Genomic DNA, 25037 nt, shown 5'->3' on the forward strand with positions numbered 1-25037 from the left:
GAGGAATTGTTCATGAGCCAAATCGTTGACATTCGTGCACGTGAAATTTTGGACTCTCGTGGTAACCCAACCATCGAAGCAGACGTCATCTTAGAATCTGGGGTGGTTGGTCGTGCATGTGCACCATCTGGTGCTTCAACTGGTTCTCGTGAAGCTTTAGAACTTCGTGACGGTGACAAATCACGTTACTTAGGTAAAGGCGTTCGTACAGCAGTTAACAACGTAAATACGTTGATTCGTGATGCTTTGTTGGGTAAATCAGTTTTTGAGCAAAAAGACATTGATAACACAATGATCGCGCTTGATGGCACTGAAAACAAAGAAAAATTAGGTGCTAATGCAACTTTGGCTGTGTCATTGGCTGCTGCACGCGCTGCTGCTGAAGAAAAGAAACTCCCTCTTTTCCAATATATCGCAGATCTTCGTGGTCAAACAATTTTGACTATGCCTGTTCCAATGATGAACATCTTGAACGGCGGTGAGCATGCAGATAACACTGTTGATATTCAAGAGTTCATGATTGAGCCTGTAGGTTTCACTTCATTTGCTGAAGCTTTACGTGCTGGTGCTGAAGTATTCCATTCTTTAAAATCAGTTTTAAAGAAACAAGGTTTGAACACTGCTGTAGGTGATGAAGGCGGTTTTGCCCCTAACCTTCGTTCAAACGAAGAAGCAATTACTGTAATTCTTCAAGCAATTGAGCAAACTGGTTATAAAGCTGGTTCAGACATGATGCTTGCACTTGACTGTGCGTCTTCAGAATTCTACAAAAACGGTCAATACGTTTTAGAAGGCGAAGGCAACCGTGCATTTACAAGCCATCAGTTTGCAGACTACTTAGCTGGTCTTGTAAATCAATATCCAATTATCTCGATTGAAGATGGTCTTGACGAGTCTGATTGGGAAGGTTGGAGCTACTTAACTTCAATTCTTGGTGACAAAATCCAATTAGTTGGTGACGATTTATTCGTAACTAACCCTAAGATTTTACAACGCGGTATTGATGAGAAAGTGGGTAACTCAATTCTGATCAAATATAACCAGATCGGTACATTGACTGAAACTTTAGATGCAATCTACCTTGCTAAAGCAAATGGTTACTCAACTGTTATTTCTCACCGTTCTGGTGAAACAGAAGATTCAACTATTGCTGATTTAGCAGTTGGTACAGCAGCAGGTCAAATCAAGACTGGTTCACTTTGCCGTTCTGACCGTGTTGCTAAATACAATCAATTGCTTCGTATTGAAGAAATGACTAAAGCGGCTTACCGCGGTAAAGCTGAGTTCAAAGGTTTAAACTAATCTTTTGAATAATGCTTTGCTTATTTAAATATTGATGAAAAATTAATATTTAAAAATAAAAGTGCTATTTCTACTTCTTAGAAATAGCACTTTTTTATTTATCCTAAACGCCGAGTTTTTAAAGATTCAGCCCAACTATGATGATGACAACGAGAGCATTCTTGATCGAGTTTATTTAAAACCTTAGTCTCGCCACATTTCATACAAGAATAAAAAGTATTAATTTTAAGTACATCAGCTTTACGATAGGCATCTGGGAATAAAGGAAGTCCCCATTTAACATCTTCATCCTCATAATAAAGTAAGCTCAAAATGCCATCGGATTCAAGCAGTGCTGTTCTGACTTGACCTAAATGTTCTACGTTTTGCTGGCGCATTTCTGAGAAAAATTCGTCATGAGAATATGTCTGTTTTTGGAAGTCTTTATAGACGAGAAGGCCATCTTTGACAACGCAAAGAGCTCTTCCTTCTAACAAGTTTTCAATTTTTTTGTGCTTTACCATACCCCATGTAACAAAACGATATAATGAAAGAATAACTATAAAAGCTACGAATGCGTGGGCAATGGGTAAATCTTTAGTAAACATAGGATCGCCAGCAGCAGATCCTAAACATAAAATGATAGCCAGTTCGAATAAGGAGAGTTGCCGTATACCGCGTTTACCAGATAGTCTTAAAAAACTAATAATGATAATGAACATGACAGTACAGCGAATTAATATTTCTAAAACAAAGGGCCACGTCGTGTCACCTATAAAAATATTAGAAAGATCCATCTTTTTCTCACTTATTTAAAATATGTATCAAAAATACATTTAAAATTCTTATCAAAATAAAAATTAAAAAACTATACTTTTTAGGTGGTTATTGGTTAAAAGTATAAGAAATATGTGTTTTTATAAAAGCATTATTCATCTAAGCTCATAGGTATTTAATTATTTTTGAAAAATTTTTAAATGCCAAAAATAGAAGAGAGCTATAGTACGATTTTAAAACCTAGACTATTGTAGATACTTAAGAATAATTATTTTGGTTAGACCTATGATCTATGTAGCACTTGCTCTTATTGGGGTTTTATCAGGACTGATTAGTGGGGTAGTAGGGACTGGGTCATCTATTATTTTATTGCCTATTCTTTCTTATATTTTTGGGGCGAAACTTGCGGTACCTATTATGGCGATTGCTGCAATCATGGGGAATATTTCACGTGTAGTGATGTGGCGTAAAGAACTTAATATTAAAGCATTTCTTTTATTTACTAGTTTGGGCATACCAGCAACGATACTAGGGGCCAATACCTTATGGATCATGTCACCTGTATTGTCTAACTTATGTATAGGTATATTTTTCTTCTGTTTAATACCGATTAGGCATTATGCCAAACGCCATAGTTTTAAATTTAGTTCATGGCAAATGGTTATTGCAGGTGGTGTGCTTGGCTATATTACAGGCGTTGTTTTCTCGACAGGCCCCTTATTACTCCCAGTTTTTAATGGTTTCGGTTTAACGAAAGGAGCTCTCTTGGCGACAGAGGCAGCCGCTTCATTTGGTATTTACGTAACGAAAAGCTTAACTTTTGGTGCTCTAGGCGTTTTACAACAAAATATTTTAATTGCGGGAGTTGCTGTCGGTTTTTCTCTAATTATTGGTAACTATATTGGCAAAACTTTTGTAATAAAGATGTCTGAGAAAACTTTTAATTTATTGCTGGATTGTATGTTAGTAGTTGCTGGTTTTTCTATGATATTTGCTGTTTTTACTCATTCTTAAGAGTAACTTTTATATCCATAGATTGATTTATAAACAGTTGTGTTTATAAACATTATTTTCCTTTCCAATTGAGTTTAATTTTGACAAAATGAAACATGTCACAATGGTCAATTTAAAGTAATATGACCATTCATAGTTTTGCAGGAATTTTGCAGGTATTTTGCATGTCGCTTGTAAATTGTCATACAATACAAAAACTTAATAAAAGTTTTTAATTAAAGCTCTTAATGCTATGTTAGAAGTATTTCGATCCACTTCAAGCAAACTTATATTGCTACTGGTTATTGTTTTAGTAGCTATATTGCAATATCAGTTCTGGTTAGGTGAGGGTGGTTATTTTCCTCATCAAGCGCTTATGCAACAGATCCAACAACAAGCTGAAGTAAATGATGAGCTTAAAGAGCGAAACCGCATTTTGGCAGCTGAGGTTTTTGACCTAAAAAATGGTACAGAAGCAATAGAAGAGCATGCTCGTCTTGATCTTGGTCTAGTTAAGCCTCATGAAACATTTGTGCAAATGAGTACAATTAGTACCAATTATAAGCCTATTTATATTGACCCGAACGCTAAAGTAGATTTGGAAACTAATGAGACACCTCCATCCCCAGACATCCCAGATTAAATTATGGGCGGTTATCCCTGCTGCTGGTTCGGGAAGTCGGTTTTCCAAAACTGAATTAAAGCAATATCAATACATTCAAGAAGCTACTGTTTTAGAGCATACAGTTAAACGTTTAAGTCAACTTCCACTAAGTGGCTATGTCTTGGCAATTGGTGCACAGGATAATTTTGCCTCGACTTTAGCTTTTCAATATAAACATAAAGCGCATTTTTGTAATGGTGGTGCTGAACGTGTGCACTCGGTATTAAATGCTTTGAGTTATCTGCTGCAGATTGCGGATGAGAATGATTGGGTATTAGTACATGATGCTGCAAGGCCTTGTGTGACCTTTGAATGCCTTAACGCTCTCGTTAAAACTGCAGTTGAAACAAACCAGAGTGCTATTTTGGCAATTCCTGTGCGCGATACGCTAAAACAAGTAAATAAAGAACAGCAGATTGACAAAACTGTGAGTCGAGAGTTGTTGTGGCAGGCTCAAACTCCTCAAATTGCTAAAATTGGAACCCTTAAAAAAGCAATAGAAATAGCCCTAAAAAATAATTTGACTATTACTGATGAGGCGAGTGCACTTGAGTCTATGGGAGAAAGTGTACAGGTGGTCATGGGGCGTTCTGACAATATAAAAATTACTTACCCCGATGATTTAGAACTTGCTCGCTTGATTTTACAATCACAAACTTAAGATTTTATGTACAGAATAGGTGGTAATTTTTACCTTTAAAATAGCCTAAGTAGGTATGGTATTTCTACATATCTGTTCAAAATAATTAGTATTTTTTTACAACTTGAATTTGTAAGATTGAATAAGTGATTTACTTAGATAATGTTCGATAATCGAACAAAAAAATCCTAAATCGAACAAAACTATATATAGCTTACTAGATCAAAATACGAAAATTATCAAAAATGTTTAAAAGGGAAATCTAAGGGAAACACTCGGGATTGAGTGAAATATTTATCTATTCTTCTCACCTCAGTGTGCCTAACTCTCTTACCTCTCTTCTTCAATGAGCACAATGGAGTTGTCTAATGATTGACAAAAGTAAGTCCTCTCTAAGCGAGGTACTATCGCAGATTAAAGATGGCGCGACCATTCTGATTGGTGGTTTCGGTACCGCAGGACAACCCGCTGAACTCATTGACGGACTGATTGAACTTGGTGTTAAAGACCTAACTATTGTCAGCAACAATGCCGGTAATGGGGATTACGGTCTAGCTAAACTGCTGAAAGCTGGTTCAGTTAAAAAAGTGATTTGTTCTTTCCCACGTCAGTCAGACTCTTATGTGTTTGATGAACTGTACCGTGCCGGGAAAGTAGAACTTGAAGTTGTTCCGCAAGGTAATCTAGCTTGTCGTATTCAGGCAGCTGGTATGGGTTTAGGTGCTGTGTTTACCCCAACAGGCTTTGGAACTCTTTTGGCTGAAGGTAAAGAAACCCGTCAGATCGATGGTAAAGATTACGTACTCGAATATCCGATTAAAGCTGACTTTGCCTTGATTAAAGCATACAAAGGCGATCGCTGGGGCAATCTGGTTTACCGTAAATCTGCACGTAACTTTGGCCCGATTATGGCCATGGCTGCTGATGTCACGATTGTTCAGGTTTCTGAAGTGGTTGAGCTAGGTGGTTTAGATCCAGAGCACATCATCACCCCAGGTATCTTTGTACAGCACGTTGTTCAAGTACAGCCCGCACAGTAAGCAATAAGGAGAAATAACATGAGCTACCAGAAACTCAGCCGTGACCAGATTGCAAAACGTGTGGCACAAGATATTCCAGATGGTGCCTATGTGAACTTGGGCATTGGTTTACCAACCAAGATTGCAAGTTACTTACCTAACGATAAAGATATTTTCCTTCATTCTGAAAATGGCTTATTGGCTTTTGGTCCTCCGCCAGCGGCAGGTGAAGAAGACCCTGAACTGATTAATGCGGGTAAAGAGTTTGTGACCATGCTTGAAGGCGGCAGTTTTTTTCACCATGGTGACTCATTTGCGATGATGCGTGGTGGACACCTTGATATTGCAGTACTTGGGGCATTTCAGGTTGCTGCGAATGGTGACTTGGCGAACTGGCACACGGGTGCACCGGATGCGATTCCTGCGGTAGGTGGTGCGATGGATCTGGCTGTAGGTGCTAAAAAAGTATTTATCACCACAGATCATGTGACCAAGCAAGGTGAGCCGAAGATTGTGGCTGAGCTCACTTATCCGGTTACGGGTAAACACTGTGTTGACCGTATTTACACCGACCTGTGTGTGATTGACGTGACCAAAGAAGGTTTAAAGGTGATTGAGAAAGTAGAAGGTCTTAGCTTTGATGAGTTACAAGCTTTGACGGGTGCAACTTTAATTGATGCGACTCAAGGGTAAGGAAGTAGGGAAATGACATTAAAAAACGCTTATATCATCGATGCCATCCGTACTCCATTTGGCCGTTATGCCGGTGGCCTTGCACCTGTCCGTGCCGATGACCTTGGCGCTGTGCCGATTAAGGCGCTCATGCAGCGTAACCCAAATGTAGATTGGGAACAGGTCGATGATGTGATTTATGGCTGTGCTAACCAAGCCGGTGAAGACAACCGTAATGTCAGTCGTATGTCAGCACTGCTTGCAGGTCTACCGTATCAAGTGCCGGCAACCACTATTAACCGTTTGTGCGGTTCTTCACTCGATGCGATTGCTATTGCTGCCCGTGCTATTAAAGCAGGTGAAGCAAATCTAGTAATTGCAGGTGGTGTAGAAAGCATGAGCCGTGCACCTTATGTGATGGGTAAGTCTGACAGTGCCTTTGGCCGTAGCCAGAAGATTGAAGACACCACCATGGGTTGGCGCTTCATTAACCCTAAACTTAAAGAATTGTATGGTGTAGACACCATGCCCCAGACTGCCGAAAACGTCGCTGAACAGTTTAGCGTGAATCGTGCAGATCAGGACCAGTTTGCCTTGGTGAGCCAACAACGCACCGCAAGCGCGCAAGCCAAAGGCTTTTTTTCTAAAGAAATCGTGGCAGTTGAAATCCCTCAGCGTAAGGGTGATGCTGTTGTGATTGATACCGATGAACATCCACGTGCATCAACGACCCTTGAAGCTTTAAGCAAACTTAAACCTGTGGTTAAAGCAGATGGCACAGTTACTGCGGGGAATGCTTCAGGCATTAACGATGGTGCAGCCGCATTGCTGATTGCTTCTGATGAAGCGGTTCAAGCTTATAACCTCAAACCACGTGCCAAGATCATTGCTTCAACAGCGGTGGGTGTAGAACCACGCATTATGGGCTTTGCTCCAGCGCCAGCCATTAAAAAACTACTTAAACATGCCAACCTGACTTTAGATCAGATGGATGTGATTGAGCTGAATGAAGCTTTTGCTGCACAGGCTTTAGCAGTGACTCGTGATTTAGGTTTGTCAGACGAGAGCAACAAGGTAAATCCAAACGGTGGTGCCATTGCATTGGGCCATCCACTTGGTGCATCAGGTGCACGCTTAGTTACTACAGCATTAAACCAGCTTGAACAAACAGGTGGTCGTTATGCCTTATGTTCAATGTGTATTGGTGTAGGCCAAGGTATTGCTTTGATTATTGAGAGAGTCTAATCATGAGCCAGTTATATGCCAGTTTGTTTTATCAAAAAGATGTCACCGACATCTTTAGTGACTCATCTTTAATCAAATATATGATTGAGGTTGAAGTCGCGTTAGCTCAAGCACAGGCACAAGTTGGCGTGATTCCTCAAAATGCGGCTAACACCATTACCCAAGTAGCTGAGCAAGCAATAGAAAAGTTTGACTTTTCAGCCTTAGCCGTGGCAACTGGCTTAGCTGGAAACATTGCAATTCCGTTCGTAAAACAACTAACGGCAATTGTTAAAGATGTTGATGAAGATGCTTCACGTTATGTGCATTGGGGCGCAACAAGTCAGGATATTTTAGATACAGCTTGTATTTTGCAATGCCGTGATGCGTTGAATATTGTAGAAGCTCAACTTCAACACTGCTATGCGACTGCATTAGAACAAGCCAAGCAATATCGCTATCAAGTCATGATTGGGCGTACATGGTTACAGCAAGCTTTGCCTATTACCTTGGGACACAAGCTTGCTCGTTGGGCTTCTGCATTTAAGCGTGATTTAGATCGTATAAATGCAATGAAATCACGTGTGTTTACTGCTCAGTTAGGTGGGGCTGTGGGTTCTTTAGCTTCTTTGCAAGATCAAGGTTCATCTGTGGTCAGTGCATTTGCCAAAAAACTAAATCTGACTGTACCGACAAGTACATGGCATGGTGAGCGCGATCGTATTGTAGAAATCGCAAGTGTGCTTGGCATGATTGTTGGGAATACGGGCAAGATGGCACGTGATTGGTCGCTCATGATGCAAACTGAAATTGCAGAGTTGTTTGAGCCAACTGCAAAGGGTCGTGGTGGTTCATCGACTATGCCTCATAAGCGTAATCCAGTTGCAGCTGCTTCAGTACTTGCAGCATCAAATCGTGTACCAGCACTTATGTCGAGCATCTATCAAAGCATGGTTCAGGAACATGAGCGTAGCTTAGGCGCATGGCATGCAGAATGGTTAGCTGTTCCTGAAATCTTTCAGCTTTGCGCTGGCGCATTAAGTCGTACTGGTGAAGTTTTACAAGGTTTTGAAGTTAATGCTGAGCATATGCAACAGAACCTTGAGTGTACCAACGGATTAATTATGGCAGAAGCTGTGATGATGGCACTTGCTCCCAAGATTGGCCGTTTAAATGCTCATCACTTGGTTGAAGCAGCTTGTAAAACAGCCGTGGCTCAAAAGCAGCATTTATCTGAGGTTGTTAGTCAGTTAGATGAAGTAAAAGAACATTTTAGTCAAACAGAAATTTTGGAAATATTTAAAGCAGAAAACTATTTGGGCAACATTCAAGCTCAAATTGATGCTGTTCTGCAAGAAGCACAAGGAGGAGACATAAAGTGAAACAGCTTATAACCAATCGACAAGGTAAGCAGCTCGCTGTATATACCGATGGATTAAAAGATGCTCCAGTACTTGTGCTATCTAACTCGTTAGGAACAGATCATGGAATGTGGCAGCCGCAAGTAAATGAGCTTAAAAGTCATTTTAATGTCATTACATACGACACACGTGGTCATGGCGAAAGTGATGTAATTATTGACACCACATTGCAAAACTTAGCTGAAGATGTGGTTGATATTTTAGATGCCTTAGATATTGAAAAAGCTCATTTTTGTGGCATTTCAATGGGCGGAATTACAGGGCTTTGGTTGGGTATTCATTATCCAGAGCACTTTCTAAGTATTACGGTTGCGAACTCGGCAGCCAAAATTGGACAGGCTGAAGCGTGGTTAAGTCGTGCTGAATCAGTAGAACAAAATGGACTCGCTGAGTTGGTAAAAACCACACATACACGTTGGTTTAGCGAAAAATTCGACTATCAACATAATGTAGTTGCACAAACGACGATTCAAAGTCTGGCAAACACACCAGCACAAGGTTATGCCAATGCGTGTCGTGCTTTAGCACATGCTGATTTGAGAGATGAAATTGGAGAAATTCAAATTCCAGTGTTGCTGATTGCAGGAACAGAAGATCCAGTAACTACAGTAGTCGATGCTGAGTTCATGCAGAAGGCTATTAAGAATAGTCAGCTTGCTAAATTGGAAGCATCTCATCTTTCTAATATTGAGCAACCGCAAAGATTTACTCAGGAATTGACTAGGTTTATTCAGCAAATCTAATAGCTTAGTAGTTTAAAAGGAATTGGCCTTAAGGAGGCAAATATGGCGTCTCAGGATTACGCTACACCAAACAAAAGTATCGATGCTCAAGCACTAATTAATGATGCACCACTCAGTAAGTATCAGTGGATGATCGCAATCATTTGTTTCTTAATTATTTTTACTGATGGTATCGATACAGCTGCAATGGGTTTTATTGCACCAGCATTGGCTCAGGACTGGGGTGTTGACCGCTCTCAGTTAGGTCCAGTAATGAGTGCTGCACTTGGTGGAATGATTATTGGAGCTTTGGTTTCGGGCCCAACAGCTGACCGCTTTGGCAGAAAAATTGTTCTAGCTATTTCAATGCTTGTATTTGGTGGTTTTACCTTAGCTTCTGCTTATGCAACCAACTTAGATAGCCTTGTTGTTTTACGTTTTTTGACAGGTATTGGTTTGGGCGCAGCGATGCCAAATGCCACTACATTGTTTTCTGAATACTGTCCAACTCGCATTCGTTCACTGCTCGTGACATGTATGTTCTGTGGTTACAACCTAGGTATGGCAACAGGTGGTTTTATTAGCAGTTGGCTCATTCCGACCTACGGTTGGCACAGTCTATTCTTACTTGGTGGTTGGTCACCTTTAATTTTAATGGTTCTAGTGGTTTTAGTTTTACCTGAGTCTTACCGCTTTTTAATTGTTAAAGGTAAAAACCCAGAAAAAGTACGCAAAATTTTAAATCATATAGCACCTACTCAGGTTCAAGATGCAACTGCATTTCATGTACCTGAAGAGAAAACTGAAACAGCTCAAAAGAAAAATGTCTTTGGGATTATGTTTTCTAAACCTTATGCGAAAGGAACACTTTTACTTTGGTTGACCTATTTCATGGGCTTAGTAGTAGTTTACTTGCTTACAAGCTGGTTACCAACATTGATGCGTGAAACGGGTGCTTCAATGGAACGTGCTGCATTTATCGGTGGATTGTTCCAGTTCGGTGGTGTGGTAAGTGCATTGTTCATTGGTTGGGCGATGGACAAATTCAACCCGAACCGAGTCATTGCCATTTTCTACTTTGCTGCAGGTCTATTTGCGATTGCTGTTGGTCAAAGCTTAGGAAACTCAACATTACTTGCTGTATTGGTTCTTTGTGCTGGTATCGCAATTAACGGTGCACAATCTTCAATGCCAGCTTTGAGTGCTCGTTTCTATCCAACACAATGCCGTGCTACGGGCGTGTCTTGGATGACAGGTATTGGTCGTTTCGGTGCGGTATTTGGTGCTTGGATTGGGGCTGTATTACTTGGTAATGATTGGTCATTTACTGCCATTCTTAGCTTATTACTAATTCCGGCGTCTGCTGCGGCTGTTGCTGTATTTGTTAAATCACTTGTTGCGCATACCGATGCAACTTAATAGAGGTCTATCACGATGAATGATGAACAACGCTATAAACAAGGCATTGAGGTGCGGACGGAAGTTTTGGGTGAAAAGCATGTTGGTCGATCTTTGCAAAACTTAAATGACTTTAACCAAGATTTTCAAAACTTTATTAGCCGTTACGCATGGGGTGAGGTGTGGTCTCGTCCGGGCCTACCGCGTCATACACGTAGTTTAGTCACTATCGCAATTTTATTGTCGCTTGGTCGTGAAGATGAGCTACGCATGCATTTACGCGCTTGTTTCAACAATGGTGTAACTAAAGAAGATTTAAAAGAGTTGATCTTACATAGTTCACTCTATGCAGGTTTACCTGCGGCAAACGCTGCAATGCATATGGCTGAAGAAGTCTTTAAAGAGTTGGGAATAGAAGTAAACCCAATTGCAGCGAAAGAACAGGATTAAGGAGATAAAGATGTCACAACATAGCTGGGGTGCTTACGCCCAACGTAATACAGATGATCATCCACCAGCGTATACGCCAGGTTATAAAACAAGTGTATTGCGTTCGCCAAAAAATGCATTGATCTCTATTAACGAGACTCTAACCGAAGTTACTGCGCCGCATTTTTCTTCAAACTTGTTCGGTCCAAAAGATAACGACTTGATTTTGAACTATGCCAAAGATGGTTTACCAATTGGTGAGCGTGTCATTGTGCATGGTTATGTTCGTGATCAATTTGGTCGTCCTGTAAAAAATGCACTTCTAGAAGTATGGCAAGCCAATGCTTCTGGTCGTTATCGCCATCCAAACGACAAGTTTATTGGTGCAATGGATCCTAACTTTGGTGGTTGTGGTCGTACCTTAACTGATGAAAACGGTTTTTATATTTTCCGTACCATTAAACCAGGTCCATATCCATGGCGTAACCGTATTAATGAATGGCGTCCTGCCCATATCCATTTCTCTTTAATTGCTGATGGTTGGGCTCAGCGTTTAATTTCGCAATTTTATTTTGAAGGCGACACTCTTATCGACACTTGCCCGATTTTAAAAACAATTCCTTCTGAAGATCAACGTCGTGCCTTGATTGCGCTAGAAGATAAAAACAACTTTATCGAAGCCGATAGCCGTTGTTACCGTTTTGACATCACTTTGCGTGGTCGTCGAGCGACTTACTTCGAAAATGAATTGACTTAATCAGGAGCACGAGCATGAACAACTGGAATTTTCAGGAATTAAAAGAAACTCCATCTCAAACAGGTGGTCCTTACGTTCATATTGGGTTATTGCCACAACAAGCAAATATTGAAGTGTTTGAAAACAACTTTAATAACCAGTTGGTGCAAGACCAAACCAAAGGCGAGCGTATTCGTCTTGAAGGTCAAGTGTTTGACGGATTAGGTTTACCCCTACGCGATGTGCTGATCGAGATTTGGCAGGCTGATGCAAATGGTATTTACCCAAGTCAGGCAGATACACGTGAGCAAAAAGTTGATCCAGCATTTCAGGGCTGGGGCCGTACAGGTGCAGACTTTGAAACGGGTGTTTGGAGCTTTAATACAATTAAGCCAGGTGCGACAGCAGGCCGTAAAGGTTCAACTCAGGCACCACATATTGCATTAGTCATTTTCGCTCGCGGTATTAACTTAGGTCTTCATACACGTGTTTATTTTGACGATGAAGCTGAGGCAAATGCTAATGATCCGATCTTAAATAGCATTGAGTGGGCACCGCGTCGCCAAACTCTTGTTGCTAAACGTTCTGAAGAGAATGGTGAAGTTGTTTACCGTTTTGATATTCGTATTCAAGGCGATGACGAAACTGTATTTTTTGATATTTAAGGAACACCTAAGGCTACACCTGATTATTCATGGATATGTGTAGCCTTTTTAAGGATGAATGATATGAAAATGAAAACATTATTAAGCTTAAGTTTGCTTACACTCCCATTTTTTGTAGCACAGGTGAATGCTGAACCTGTTGCTTTGGCTGCCCAGACACAACCTGCTATGACAACAGTTAAAACAATTGTTCCGATCACTGCAAAAACTAAAGAGCAAGCTTTAGCTCAAGCTCAAGTTATTGCAAATACAGCGGATGCTGATTTAGCTGAGTTTCGTATCGATTTACTCAGTTTTGCAAGTGATACAAAACAAGTGATTGCATTGGGGCATGAATTAAAAAAGATTTTAGGTCATAAGCCAATGATCGCCACCATTCGTACTAAAAATGAAGGTGGTCAGCTCGAAATTAGCGATGCTGATTATGGGAAGACTTATCAAGCTTATTTAAAAAATCCGTTCATGGACTGGTTAGATGTTGAAATGTTCCGTGATCAAAAAGTAGTTTCAGAAATTGTTCAAAAAGCACATCAAAAGAAAGTGCTGATTGTTATGTCTAATCATGACTTCCAAAAAACACCAAGCCAAGATGAAATTGAAAAACGCTTGTTAAAACAAGATCAGATGGGTGCAGATATTCTCAAAATTGCGGTTATGCCGAAATCTAAACAAGACGTCTTCACTTTAATGAATGCCACTTTAAAAGTAAGTCAGCAAACCACTAAGCCATTATTGACAATGTCGATGGGGCAATTAGGTACGATTTCTCGTGTTGCAACTGCCAATATGGGCGGAAGTTATAGCTTTGGCATGATTGGTCAGGCTTCTGCGCCGGGTCAAATCGATGTGACTAAGCTCAAACAGATTTTACAAACCGTTCAACCAACAAACCCATAAATCATAAGGATATGATGAAATGAATACATTACGTTTAACTACTCTTGCATTAGGTTTAATGGTTTCAGGAATAACCGCAGCACAAACTTATGTTGTTGACCGTTATCAAGATGATAGCAACAAAGGTTCTTTACGCTGGGCAATTGAGCAAGCTAATGCTAACCCAAGTGAATCGAGCGAGATCTTGATTCAGGCGGTAGGCAAAGCACCTTATGCGATTAAATTAAATAGCGCACTACCTGAAATTAAAGCACCTGTCAAAATTATTGGTACAGAGTGGGATAAAACTGGTGAATACATCGCAATTGATGGATCAAATTACATTAAAGGCGAAGGAGCAAAAGCATGCCCAGGTGCAAACCCTGAGCAGTATGGTACCAATGTCCGTACTATGACTTTACCGGGTTTTGTACTACGTGATGTCAATAACGTGACTTTAAAAGGATTAGATATCCATCGCTTCTGTATTGGGGTATTGGTTAACCGTTCAAGCAATAACCTTATTCAGCATAACCGTATTAGTAATAACTATGGTGGTGCTGGTGTCATGATTACGGGAGATGATGGTAAAGGTAATCCGACAGCAACCACTACAAATAACAACAAAGTTTTAGATAACATTTTCCAAGACAATGGTGATGGTTTAGAGCTAACACGTGGCGCTGCTTTTAACCTGATTGCAAATAACCATTTTATTTCTACTAAAGTAAACCCTGAGCCTTCACAAGGCATTGAAATCTTGTGGGGCAATGACAATGCTGTAGTTGGTAATAAGTTTGAAAATTATTCGGATGGCTTACAGATTAATTGGGGCAAGCGTAACTATATTGCCTACAACGAAATGACCAATAACTCGATTGGTCTAAATATGACTGGTGATGGCAACATTCTTGATAGCAATAAAGTTCATGGTAACCGTATTGGTGTTGCCATTCGCTCAGAAAAAGATGCAAATGCAAGAATTACATTGACTAAAAACTTAATTTGGGACAATTCTAAAGATATTAAACGCTGTGAAGCTGGTGGATCATGTGTACCAAATCAGCGTTTAGGTGCAATAGTATTTGGTGTACCTGCACTTGAACATGAAGGTTTTGTTGGTTCACGTGGTGGCGGTGTAGTGATTGAGCCATCTAAACTACAAAAAACTTGTACTCAACCAAATGAACAAGGCTGTAACCCTCAACCTAATCAGGGTATTAAAGCACCTAAGTTAACAGCAAATAATGGTTCAGTTAATATCGAAGTTAATGGTTTACCAAACCAGCGCTATCAAGTTGAGTTTTTTGGCAACCAAAAAGCGACTTCAAAAGAAGCTGAGCAATATTTAGGAACAATAACAGTTGCTACAGATACACATGGCAACGCAAAAGCCAATTGGAAACCAAGTGTCAAAGTTGCATCAATTACAGCGAATGTAACAGATCACTTTGGCGCCACTTCTGAGCTTGGCTTTACGCAAATTAAATAACAACAAATAAAGCGCCTCAAACAGGGGCGCATTTAGAAAAGATAAAAGGATTTAAAATGCCAAATTTAATGAAACTGAGTGTGTTAACGATTGCTGTGATGGGCAGTCAATTTGCTCTTGCAAATGAACCGTGGTCGCAAGACCGTCAATGGTTACTTGGTGATTGGAATGGCGAGCGCCAACAGCTAGAGCAACAAGGCTATAAATTTACAGCTTCTATCATGAGCCAAGCTGCTACAAACTTAGATGGTGGCTACAACGACAATAATACTTTTGAAAACGCTGCACAGCTTTCTTTAGGTGCAAACTTTGATTTAGAAAAAATCGCTGGATGGAAAGATACAACAGCGAGTCTTGTTGTGACTAAACGTGATGGTAATGCGCTTACTTTAGAGCGTATTAAAGACCCACGCTCTAGCCAACTAGGCAACGCGCAAGAAATTTATGGTCGTGGAAAAATCTGGCGCTTATCTCAAGCATGGATCAAAAAAGGTTTTGCGGATAATACCGTACAAGTCAAAGTTGGCCGTATGGGTATGTCAGAGGATTTTAATAGTTCTCAATGTGAGTTTCAGAACTTATTGCTTTGTGGTGGACAGTTAGGAAAATCAATTGGTTCAATTTGGTATAACTCACCAGTTGGTATTTGGGGTGCAAACGTTAAATATCAGTTTGCACCCGAGTGGACTTTTGGAATTGGTGCGTATGAGGTCAATCCAGACAATATTAAAACAGCATCAAATAGTGATGGTTTTAATCTGGATATGAATAATGTGAAAGGTGCAACCATACCAGTTGAGCTTGCATGGAAACCAAAACTTGCTCTATTTAATGGTTTACCGGGTGAATATAAAGTTGGTGCACTGTACTCAACCGCGGAGGCGAATGATGTTAAAACTGCGGGTAAGGTTCATGACGGGAAACAAAGTTTCTGGATTAATGCTCAGCAACAACTTAGCCATGCCGGCCAAGATCCGAAACGCGGTTTATATGTAAGTTTTAATGGCGTTGTAAATGATAAAGCAACGACTTTTGTTCAAAGTACTCAACAACTTGCACTTTGGTATAAAGGGCCATTTGACAGCCGTCCAAATGATTCGATTGGATTTGGTATCGCCAACTATGTAGTCAATGATCGTGCTAAAGATAAGCAAATCGCAACAAACGAAAGCCGTGGATATTATAGCTATGATCCGATCGCATCGAACTATATTCCAATTCAAGACGACGAATTAAATATTGAGCTGAACTATACCTATCAATGGTCTCCAGCTGTCATGTTGCGTCCAAATATTCAATATATCCATCAACCTGCTGGTGTAAAAGAGGTTGACGATGCTTGGGTGGCGGGCCTGAGTGTGAAAGTCAATTTTTAACAATGATGATGGCTGGTTAGACATGGTTTAACTGGCCCAAATGCTTGAACTATTTGTGTTCAGTATATGTGGAGTAGGATCTATGTCTGAGTCAGATTCTAAGTTTCATATCTTATTCAAAATATGGTGTTTTATATTAGGCCTAGTTTTATTAGCTACCGGTGTTTTTTACATTGTAGGTGGTGGGAAGCTAGTATCTCTTGGTGGTTCTTGGTATTTCCTTATCTCAGGATTATTTATAACGGTTTCAGCAATTAGCATTTTCCGTAAAAAAGCACTAGGTGTTGGGATTTTTGCTGCTGTTTTTGTTGGTACGGTAATCTGGTCATTTGTTGATGCCGGCTGGGAGTTTTGGCCGTTATTCTCACGCTTAATGTTTCCTGCTGGTCTTTTTGCTGCGTTACTGTTTACCTTACCTTCAATTCGACGTTATCAATTTCAAAATGGTTCAGCGGCTCCAGCGTATGCTGTTGGTGGTCTAGTCGTTATTGGTATGTTGATTGCGCTCTATCAAATGTTCCAGCCGCACCCAACAGTAGCAAGTTCAGGTGAAAAGCTACCTTTAGTACCAGTTGATCCAGCTAAAAAGCAGGTGAATTGGGAAAATTATGGAAATGATACGGGTGGTAGCCGTTTTGTTGCTCTCGATCAAATTAACCGAGATAACGTTCATAAACTAAAAGAAGCATGGCGTTTTAGAACGGGTGATTTTACAACGGGTAGTGGTAATGGTGCTGAAGACCAAATGACCCCACTACAAGTTGGAAATAAAGTCTTTTTATGTACGCCACATAACAACATTTTTGCAATCGATGCTGATTCGGGCAAGCAACTCTGGAAAGCTGAAGTAAACTCTAAAGCCGATGCATGGGAACGTTGCCGTGGTGTTGCATACTTTGATTCGACTAAACCACTTGTTCAACCAACTTTGGCTGGTGCGAATGCAGTAACTACGGTTGCGACCAATACAGCATGTCCACGCCGTATATATACCAATACTCCAGATGCTCGTTTAATTGCAGTGAATGCGGATACTGGGGAGCGCTGTGCAGACTTTGGTGTGAATGGAACAGTTAATCTACTCGAAGGCTTAGGCGATGGAACAAAAGCTCCACGTTTTGAAGTCACTTCTGCACCAACGATTGCAGGTACCACCATTGTGGTGGGTAGCCGTATTGCTGATAACGTAGCAGCGGATATGCCGGGTGGTGTTATCCGTGGTTATGATGTGATTACAGGTAAACTCCGCTGGGCATTTGACCCTCGTAATCCTGATCCTAATCATGTTCTAAAACCGGGTGAAACGTATAAACGTAGCTCGGCAAACTCTTGGGCTGCTATGTCTTATGACCCGCAAATGAATACAGTTTTCTTACCTATGGGTAGTTCATCTGTTGATATTTGGGGTGGTAACCGTAATCCATTAGACCATAAATACAACACTTCAGTTTTAGCACTTGATGCGACAACAGGTAAAGAGAAGTGGGTATATCAAACTGTTCACAACGACTTATGGGACTTTGACTTACCAATGCAACCGAGTCTAGTCGACTTCCCATTAAAAGATGGTACGACTAAATCAGCTGTTGTGATTGGGACCAAGTCGGGACAATTCTTTGTTCTTGACCGAGTTACAGGCAAACCACTGACTAAAGTGATTGAGCAGCCTGTTAAAGCTGCAAATATTCCGGGTGAACAATATAGTTTGACTCAACCTCGTTCTGTTGAAATGCCTCAAATTGGTAATCAGACTTTGACTGAGTCAGATATGTGGGGCGCAACGCCGTTTGACCAACTTATGTGTCGTATTAACTTTAAGTCAATGCGTTACGAAGGTCTATTCACTGCACCGGGTACTGATATTTCATTAAGTTTCCCAGGTTCTTTAGGTGGTATGAACTGGGGTAGTATTGCTTTCGATCCAACACATCGTTACATGTTTGTAAACGATATGCGTCTTGGTTTGTGGGTTCAACTTCTTAAACAAACCCCTGAAGATATTAAGATTCAGGCGAGTGGCGGTGAAAAAGTAAATACAGGTATGGGCGCGGTACCAATGAAAGGTACACCTTATAAAGTGAATAAAAACCGCTTTATGTCTGCTTTAAGTATTCCTTGTCAAAAACCACCATTTGGTACCATGACTGCAATTGACATGAAAACTCGTCAAGTTGCATGGCAAGTACCATTGGGTACAGTTGAAGACACGGGACCTATGGGTATTAAGATGGGCTTGAAAGCACCAATTGGAATGCCGACTATTGGTGGCCCAATGGCAACTCAGGGTGGTTTAGTATTCTTTGCTGCAACTCAAGATTACTATTTACGTGCTTTTGATTCTTCTACAGGTAAAGAACTTTGGAAGTCACGTATGCCTGTTGGTAGCCAAGGAACACCTATCAGCTATGTTTCACCTAAAACAGGTAAACAGTATGTGGTTGTTTCTGCGGGAGGAGCACGTCAGTCTCCTGACCACGGTGATTATGTAATCGCATATAGCTTAGAGAAGTGATTAAAGAGGGCAAAAGGATAAATTTTCTTTTGCCCTTATTTTTTTATATCTTTTTTATATTAAGGTATTTATGGAAATTCTATATTTTTAGTTAGATAGCTTTACCAAATAGTAAAAAAGTGCTTGAAGTTATTACTAAACTTAGAAAATTCTTATAAACGATTCGACACGAACACTAGTCATAGCCTAACTATTAAGCAATTTTTTATAATGTTTTAACTATAAATAAACTTTAAAAATTTATTAAGTTTTGTTTAACTTAAGATCGTGAATTTTAATTAAAAATAAACATTATTCAGTTTTTAATCATCAAAAACCAGTTTTTTTTGTTGGAAAAACGAGCGTAAATATATATTTATATTATATTTATATAATTTATTGCATTACGCTAGAATGGTCGGCGCAGGTTATTACTACCCAGTAATAATTTGTATTTCAGGAATTTAAGCTTTAATTGGCTTAAGGCTCATCGAAAGATGGGCCTTTTTTTATGTGCATTCTATCCTAATTTTATAAAAATCTGAAAATAGCCTAAGCATTACTAAATGAAGAGACGAAAAATGAGTCTTTAATGACAATTTAGATATGATTTGTTAGATTAAAGCCACTTGATAATAATAGGTGATGTAATGAGATTTTTAGTTCTTGCAACTTTATCTGGTTTAGCTTTAATGGGTTGTGCTTCTGTTCAGCAAGCACCTAATACACAAGAAACAATTCGTTATGCTTCTAGTCCATGTTTTGGTGCATGTCCAATATACTCTGTAGAAGTAACACCTACTGGTTTAATTCGATTTGAAGGTAAACAATATACAAAAACACTTGGTGTTAAAGAAATCCAAGGTAGCGTAAAAGATTATCAAAAACTTGCCAGTGAATTAAAAACTTATCGTCCTCAAACAGGAACTCAATCAAAAACTGCGGGTTGCCAGCAAACTGCAACTGACATGTCTAGCTATTACATTACTTGGATTAAACCTAATGGCACGGAAACAAAATTAAGCCATTACACAGGTTGTATTTCTCCAGCAAACAACAGACTAAATAAAGTTATGGAAAAGTTACCTGAACAATTAGGCATCAAAGATTTAATCTAACGATAAAAGCCCCATAATTTGGGGCTTTTTCTTGTTAAGGATATTTATAGACTTAAGAGTTTTATTTTAAGTATTTCTAAATAAATAAGCGTATAATACATATTATAAAAATATATATTGTTTGGGTAAGTACATGTCAAATATTGTTTATGCTTTCTTAGGTGGTTTGCTACTGGGCATTGCAACAGTCGGTTATTTATATATAAACGGTCGCGTCGCTGGAATTAGTGGTTTGCTTGCTCAAATCATTAATCCGTCTAAAGATATCTTTAAAGGCTCTGCATTCTGGTTTATTGCTGGATTAATTATTACACCCTTTATTTATGGTTATTTTTTTCAACCCGAAATTGAAATTAAAGCGAATATGTTTGCTCTTATCTTAGCAGGTTTATTGGTTGGTTTTGGTACTCGGCTTGGGTCAGGTTGTACAAGTGGTCATGGTATTTGTGGAATGAGCAGGTTGTCAAAACGCTCCATGATAGCAACAGCAGTTTTTATGTTCGCTGGCATGTTAACTGTTTATATCGTTCGTCATGTTTTGGGGTAATGTCATGAAAAACATTTTGGCTTTTATATTTGGTAGTCTGTTTTCATTAGGTTTAATGATTTCGGGCATGTCTAATCCTGAAAAAGTATTAGGTTTTTTAGATATCTTTGGGCAGTGGGATATTAGCTTAATGTTTGTGATGTTAGGCGCGATTGCTGTGGCATTTATTCCATTTCAAAAGGCTATAAAAAGTCCTAAAACAATCTTTAATGAACAAATTCAATTACCAATGAATACACAGATTGACCAAAGGCTAATTGCTGGTGCTTTTATTTTCGGGATAGGCTGGGGAATAGCTGGAATATGTCCAGCGCCAGCTTTAACACTTATCGGATTAGGACATTTTGAAGCGCTTTATTTTATTGTCGCAATGTTATTAGGAATGTTTATTTACCGAGTTTTAAATAAAGGAAATTAAACTTATGCAACAACCTCTAGTAAAAGATTTTTTTGATGAAAACACCAATACTTTTAGCTATGTTGTTGCAGATTTAGCGACTCGTCAATGCGCGATTATTGATAGTGTGCTTGACTACGACGCAGCTTCAGCAACTACAAAAACAACCAACGCTGATTTAATTATCGATTATGTCTTGGCGCAAAACTTCAAAGTACAATGGATTTTAGAAACTCACGTCCACGCCGACCATATGACCGCGGCTCAATATTTAAAGTCTCAATTGGGTGGTACAATTGCGATTAGTCAAAAGATTTCAATCGTCCAAGAAACATTTTCTGCTATTTATAATTTTGATTTTAAGAAATTTAATGAAAATCAGCCTTTTGATTATTTATTTGAAGATCATGAACATTTTAAAATAGGAGAGTTAGATGCCTATAACATTCCTACACCAGGGCATACACCTGCTTGCTTGAGCTATGTGATTGGTGATGCTGTTTTTGTCGGCGATACTTTATTTATGCCTGATTATGGTTCTGCTAGATGCGATTTTCCTAAAGGAAGTGCCGCTGCACTTTATGATTCGGTACAAGAACTTTATACACTTCCTAACAACATGCGCATGTTTTTATGCCATGACTATAAACCCGAAGGCCGTGATGAATATGTCTGTCAAACAGATATTAGAACTCAAAAGCAAAGCAATATTCATTTAAACCAAAGAGTTTCCAAAGACTCATTTATAAAAATGCGTCAAGAAAGAGATGCTACTTTGGCAATGCCAAAATTAATTCTGCCTTCCATTCAAATTAATATGAACGGTGGAAACTTTCCGGAACCAGAATCAAATGGCATCCGTTATTTGAAAATACCTTTCAACTACTTCTAAAAATAGCCTAAGCAGATTCATTTAGATCGTTTAAGTGTTCGAATAGCCTAAGAAACTAATAAAATTAACTCTGTAAAATAGCCTAAGAAAGATTTAAAGAACTTGTCTCAAATCCCGCGAAGTCTCTTGCAATAACGGCAAAATGTGTTGTATTAAATATTCTTCAGTTGTTTTCATAGTTGGAGAAACAATATTTAAAGCTGCAACCACTTTAAAGTCTTGTCCATAAATGGGTACGGCGAGCGCATGAACACCTAATTCGTGTTCTTCACGTGAATAACACCAATCTTGCTCTCGAATTTCTTTTAGTAACTCTAAAAATTTATCATTTTCGACATGCGTATATTTGGTTAGACGCTGAAGAGGATATTTTTGAAGCCAGTCCAATTGTTCTTGCTGGCTTAAATGTGCCAGTAATATTTTACCCGCCGATGTCGCATGAGCAGGTAAGCGGTTACCCAAATGTAAACCATATGGATTTACACGGTCGGTTTGTTGGTGGGCAGCACTACGGGCAATGGTAATGGCCTCATAACCATCAAGCACCATCACTGAATAAATGAGAGAAGTTTGGTTAGTTAACAAATTTAATAAGGGCTGAGACACTTTTGGAAGTTGAGCTGCACCTAAATAAGCTCCTGAAAATTTAAGAACTTTGGGAGTTAAATAGTAATAGTGGCCATCTGACTCAAGATAACCTAAATATTCTAATGTTAATAAGTGTCGTCTTGCTGCCGCTCGGGTGAGTCCGGTTTTTTCAGCCGCCATAGAAATGTTTAAACGATGTTGATTGCTGCTAAAGCTATCTAAAATCGCCATGCCTTTACCGATGCCAGCAATGTAATCTTCATGACGAATCGTTTTTTTGTTGTCCTGATTTTGGATTATCCGTTCATCTTTACTCATTACTGGTCCTTGTACGATAGAAGCTTAGTAGATCAATTTGCTTTACTGAAAAAGTTTAATAATTTCATGTCGCAAAAATTGATGTCTTAAATTATCCCTTAAATCTTCGTGCCAAAACATACCCATTTTAATATTGGTTATCTCAAAAGGCAGAGAATGTAAGCAAATTTCAGGACTATAAGATAAATGCTGCAAAATCATACGGGGCATGGTCAATATTGCGTTGGCTTGAGCCGCCAGAACTTGTAACGCCGTTGAGTAGTTTTGACAGCGCATAAATACATTTCTTGATATTTTTTGATGTTGGTTTAAATAAATATCTTCAAGCAAAGCACCCGTACGGCGTGATGAAACACCAATGTGGCGTCCATTAATATAGCGAGATAAATCGACTTCTTTAAGTTGGCTGCAAATGACGAACTCATCTGTTACCAAATGATCAAAGGTAATTTTTGGAGATAAATATTGTTCTAGGTCAATCACGAAATCGAGCTGCTGCGTCGCCAAGTCCGCCATAATATGTTTTCGATCTAGCTTCATACTGACAAACTGCAAATCTAAATTAAGATTTTGAAAATGTTGAGCAAGCCTTGGAAGAATAATCGGTTCAATCTCATCATGCACGGCGATTTTTAAGCTTTTTAAACTGGTTGGATCAAAGACATGTTTCTGTTGGCTAATATTTTGAATGGTTAAAAGCGCTTGCTTAACAGTTGGATAAATCTGTTCTGCAAAAGGCGTTGCAGACATTTTATTGCCTACTCGTATAAACACATCATCTTCAAGTTGCTGGCGTAATCGTTGTAAAGCATGACTAGCTGCCGACTGCGTAATATTGAGACTGCTTGCCGCATTTGAAATACTTTTTTGCTCATATATCGCGATAAATAGCGGATATAAATTGATATCAATTCGATGGAAAAAACTTAAGTCTAGGCCATGCAGGTTATGAATATTATTCATGAGGCGTTATTTAATAAAATCATTTCATTCATATTAAGTTTCAAGTTATGTTGATGTAAAGACCAGATAATGATGTAAAGGAAAAAGAATGTTTGAACTCTCCAAGAAAGCTCAGGATTTTGCAGAGCGAACAAGAAAATTTATTTTAGAAGAAATAGAACCTGTCGAAGCAAAATTTTGGGAAGAAGTTCACGAGTTAAATCCAGATGGAAACTGGAAAAAGTGGCAGTGGCCCGAGCTTTTAGAAACTCTGAAATCTAAAGCTAAGCAAACCGGTCTTTGGAATATGTTTTTACCCGATGAAAAGCTGGGTGCTGGGTTAACTGTTCAAGAATATGCGCATATAGCCGAATTAACTGGTCGTAGTTTATTGGCACCAACCGTTTTTAACTGTAATGCACCAGATACAGGAAATATGGAATTGTTATGGCGCTATGGCAGTGAACAGCAAAAACAACAATGGTTAGAACCTTTATTGGACGGAAAAATTCGTTCGGTTTTTTGCATGACTGAACCTGATGTTGCATCAAGCGATGCAACTAATATGCAAGCAACTGCACTCATCGATGGTAATGAAATTGTTTTAAATGGCAAAAAGTGGTGGTCGTCTGGCTTAGGTGACCCAAATGCTAAAGTCATTATTTTTATGGCACATACCCCAGATGAAACCAAAGACCGTCATCATCAACACTCTATGGTTTTAGTACCGATTGACACGGCGGGCGTTGAAATTCAGCGTATGTTACCTGTGTTTGGTGACTACGATGCCCCGCATGGACACGGTGAAGTCCATTTTAATAATGTTCGAGTACCTCTTGAAAACTTTATTGGTGGAGCGGGCCAAGGTTTTGAGATTGCACAAGGTCGTTTAGGACCAGGGCGTATTCACCATTGCATGCGTTGTATTGGAGCTGCTGAAAAAGCTTTAGAGCTTATGATTGATCGAGGCATGTCTAGAACGGCGTTTGGCAAAGAAATTTTAAAACTTGGTGGGAACCTCGAACGCGTAGCTGATGCAAGGGTAGCCATAGATCAAGCCAGACTTTTAACCTTGTATGCTGCTTATAAAATGGATACTTTAGGAAATATGGCTGCTTTAACAGAAATATCTGCAATTAAAGTAGTCGCTCCAAGTGTATTAGAAAAAGTAGTCGATATGGCGATTCAGCTACATGGCGGTGCGGGCGTTTCAAGAGATACGCCATTAACGGGTTTCTTTGCCCAAGCACGCAGTTTACGTTTAGCTGATGGTCCAGATGAAGTACATAAAGGCATGATTGCCAAATTAGAGTTGGCCAAACGTGGTTATTTCGGTCGTCATAAGAAAGTATAAGTTTA

Annotated in this window: 25 protein-coding genes; 22 read left to right on the forward strand and 3 right to left on the reverse strand. The window is 39.4% G+C overall.

Annotated elements, in window-relative coordinates; translation table 11 throughout:
* The first annotated feature begins 12 nt into the window (after nucleotides 1-12).
* Nucleotides 13-1302, forward strand: a complete 1290-nt coding sequence (gene eno / locus RMA95_RS12015) for a phosphopyruvate hydratase (protein ID WP_004701335.1) — start codon at nucleotides 13-15, stop codon at nucleotides 1300-1302.
* Nucleotides 1303-1400: 98 nt separating this feature from the next.
* Here the strand turns inward: eno and RMA95_RS12020 are convergent, their stop codons facing one another.
* The gene (locus tag RMA95_RS12020; RefSeq protein ID WP_311070836.1) at nucleotides 1401-2078 is read right to left on the reverse strand and encodes a YetF domain-containing protein; all 678 of its coding nucleotides are present in this window, start codon (nucleotides 2076-2078) and stop codon (nucleotides 1401-1403) included.
* Between the two features lie 265 nt (nucleotides 2079-2343).
* Between RMA95_RS12020 and RMA95_RS12025 the strand changes: the two genes are divergently transcribed.
* The 20 genes from RMA95_RS12025 (at nucleotide 2344) to RMA95_RS12120 (ending at nucleotide 21830) form a co-directional block, all read left to right on the forward strand.
* Entirely contained in the window at nucleotides 2344-3072 is a 729-nt protein-coding gene (locus RMA95_RS12025) for a sulfite exporter TauE/SafE family protein (RefSeq protein WP_311070838.1), read from the forward strand.
* Nucleotides 3073-3304: 232 nt separating this feature from the next.
* Nucleotides 3305-3694: a cell division protein FtsB gene (ftsB, locus tag RMA95_RS12030; RefSeq protein ID WP_004701341.1), complete on the forward strand. Its 390-nt coding sequence runs from the start codon at nucleotides 3305-3307 to the stop codon at nucleotides 3692-3694.
* Entirely contained in the window at nucleotides 3660-4376 is a 717-nt protein-coding gene (gene ispD, locus RMA95_RS12035; RefSeq protein WP_311070842.1) for a 2-C-methyl-D-erythritol 4-phosphate cytidylyltransferase, read from the forward strand. The genes ftsB and ispD overlap by 35 nt, the downstream gene beginning before the upstream one ends.
* A gap of 347 nt (nucleotides 4377-4723) precedes the next feature.
* Nucleotides 4724-5395, forward strand: a complete 672-nt coding sequence (locus RMA95_RS12040; protein ID WP_013197703.1) for a 3-oxoacid CoA-transferase subunit A — start codon at nucleotides 4724-4726, stop codon at nucleotides 5393-5395.
* An 18-nt stretch (nucleotides 5396-5413) separates the two neighbouring features.
* Entirely contained in the window at nucleotides 5414-6067 is a 654-nt protein-coding gene (locus RMA95_RS12045; protein ID WP_311070846.1) for a 3-oxoacid CoA-transferase subunit B, read from the forward strand.
* A 12-nt stretch (nucleotides 6068-6079) separates the two neighbouring features.
* Nucleotides 6080-7291, forward strand: a complete 1212-nt coding sequence (gene pcaF / locus RMA95_RS12050) for a 3-oxoadipyl-CoA thiolase (RefSeq protein WP_311070847.1) — start codon at nucleotides 6080-6082, stop codon at nucleotides 7289-7291.
* 2 nt (nucleotides 7292-7293) lie between these two features.
* Nucleotides 7294-8652, forward strand: a complete 1359-nt coding sequence (gene pcaB, locus RMA95_RS12055; RefSeq protein WP_311070850.1) for a 3-carboxy-cis,cis-muconate cycloisomerase — start codon at nucleotides 7294-7296, stop codon at nucleotides 8650-8652.
* Nucleotides 8649-9434, forward strand: coding sequence for a 3-oxoadipate enol-lactonase (pcaD, locus tag RMA95_RS12060; protein WP_311070852.1), 786 nt, complete (start codon nucleotides 8649-8651; stop codon nucleotides 9432-9434). Before pcaB ends, pcaD begins: the two co-directional genes overlap by 4 nt.
* A gap of 42 nt (nucleotides 9435-9476) precedes the next feature.
* A complete protein-coding gene (locus RMA95_RS12065) occupies nucleotides 9477-10832 on the forward strand; it encodes an MFS transporter (protein WP_019458798.1) in 1356 nt (451 codons plus the stop codon).
* A gap of 15 nt (nucleotides 10833-10847) precedes the next feature.
* Nucleotides 10848-11261 carry a 4-carboxymuconolactone decarboxylase gene (pcaC, locus tag RMA95_RS12070; RefSeq protein WP_004701356.1) on the forward strand — a complete coding sequence of 138 codons (414 nt, stop codon included), beginning with the start codon at nucleotides 10848-10850 and terminating at the stop codon, nucleotides 11259-11261.
* A gap of 10 nt (nucleotides 11262-11271) precedes the next feature.
* Nucleotides 11272-11997, forward strand: coding sequence for a protocatechuate 3,4-dioxygenase subunit beta (gene pcaH / locus RMA95_RS12075; protein ID WP_000077913.1), 726 nt, complete (start codon nucleotides 11272-11274; stop codon nucleotides 11995-11997).
* Nucleotides 11998-12011: 14 nt separating this feature from the next.
* Nucleotides 12012-12641, forward strand: coding sequence for a protocatechuate 3,4-dioxygenase subunit alpha (pcaG, locus tag RMA95_RS12080; RefSeq protein ID WP_311070856.1), 630 nt, complete (start codon nucleotides 12012-12014; stop codon nucleotides 12639-12641).
* A gap of 69 nt (nucleotides 12642-12710) precedes the next feature.
* Nucleotides 12711-13538, forward strand: a complete 828-nt coding sequence (aroD, locus tag RMA95_RS12085) for a type I 3-dehydroquinate dehydratase (RefSeq protein ID WP_191017706.1) — start codon at nucleotides 12711-12713, stop codon at nucleotides 13536-13538.
* A 19-nt stretch (nucleotides 13539-13557) separates the two neighbouring features.
* Nucleotides 13558-15009 (forward strand): right-handed parallel beta-helix repeat-containing protein, encoded by a 1452-nt coding sequence (locus RMA95_RS12090; RefSeq protein ID WP_311070858.1) that lies wholly within the window; start codon nucleotides 13558-13560, stop codon nucleotides 15007-15009.
* Nucleotides 15010-15065: 56 nt separating this feature from the next.
* On the forward strand, nucleotides 15066-16385 hold the full coding sequence (locus RMA95_RS12095; protein WP_311070860.1) for a carbohydrate porin: 1320 nt from the start codon (nucleotides 15066-15068) through the stop codon (nucleotides 16383-16385).
* Between the two features lie 82 nt (nucleotides 16386-16467).
* The gene (locus RMA95_RS12100; RefSeq protein WP_311070862.1) at nucleotides 16468-18897 is read left to right on the forward strand and encodes a glucose/quinate/shikimate family membrane-bound PQQ-dependent dehydrogenase; all 2430 of its coding nucleotides are present in this window, start codon (nucleotides 16468-16470) and stop codon (nucleotides 18895-18897) included.
* A gap of 629 nt (nucleotides 18898-19526) precedes the next feature.
* Nucleotides 19527-19994, forward strand: a complete 468-nt coding sequence (locus RMA95_RS12105; protein ID WP_004701369.1) for a DUF6438 domain-containing protein — start codon at nucleotides 19527-19529, stop codon at nucleotides 19992-19994.
* A gap of 133 nt (nucleotides 19995-20127) precedes the next feature.
* Complete coding sequence (locus RMA95_RS12110; RefSeq protein WP_151749351.1) at nucleotides 20128-20541, forward strand: YeeE/YedE family protein; 414 nt, start codon at nucleotides 20128-20130, stop codon at nucleotides 20539-20541.
* Between the two features lie 4 nt (nucleotides 20542-20545).
* Nucleotides 20546-20959, forward strand: a complete 414-nt coding sequence (locus RMA95_RS12115; RefSeq protein WP_039252260.1) for a DUF6691 family protein — start codon at nucleotides 20546-20548, stop codon at nucleotides 20957-20959.
* A 4-nt stretch (nucleotides 20960-20963) separates the two neighbouring features.
* Nucleotides 20964-21830, forward strand: coding sequence for an MBL fold metallo-hydrolase (locus RMA95_RS12120; RefSeq protein WP_191011714.1), 867 nt, complete (start codon nucleotides 20964-20966; stop codon nucleotides 21828-21830).
* Between the two features lie 93 nt (nucleotides 21831-21923).
* Here RMA95_RS12120 and pcaU read toward each other — a convergent pair whose 3' ends face one another.
* Nucleotides 21924-22736 carry an IclR family transcriptional regulator PcaU gene (pcaU, locus tag RMA95_RS12125; RefSeq protein WP_004701378.1) on the reverse strand — a complete coding sequence of 271 codons (813 nt, stop codon included), beginning with the start codon at nucleotides 22734-22736 and terminating at the stop codon, nucleotides 21924-21926.
* Nucleotides 22737-22778: 42 nt separating this feature from the next.
* Nucleotides 22779-23699, reverse strand: coding sequence for a LysR family transcriptional regulator (locus RMA95_RS12130; protein WP_013197679.1), 921 nt, complete (start codon nucleotides 23697-23699; stop codon nucleotides 22779-22781).
* 88 nt (nucleotides 23700-23787) lie between these two features.
* Here RMA95_RS12130 and RMA95_RS12135 point away from each other — a divergent pair, with 88 nt between their 5' ends.
* Nucleotides 23788-25032, forward strand: coding sequence for an acyl-CoA dehydrogenase family protein (locus tag RMA95_RS12135; RefSeq protein ID WP_311070872.1), 1245 nt, complete (start codon nucleotides 23788-23790; stop codon nucleotides 25030-25032).
* The last annotated feature ends 5 nt before the right edge of the window (nucleotides 25033-25037 follow it).

The sequence above is a fragment of the Acinetobacter sp. V110_1 genome (assembly GCF_031798975.1).
Lineage (GTDB): Bacteria > Pseudomonadota > Gammaproteobacteria > Pseudomonadales > Moraxellaceae > Acinetobacter > Acinetobacter nosocomialis_A.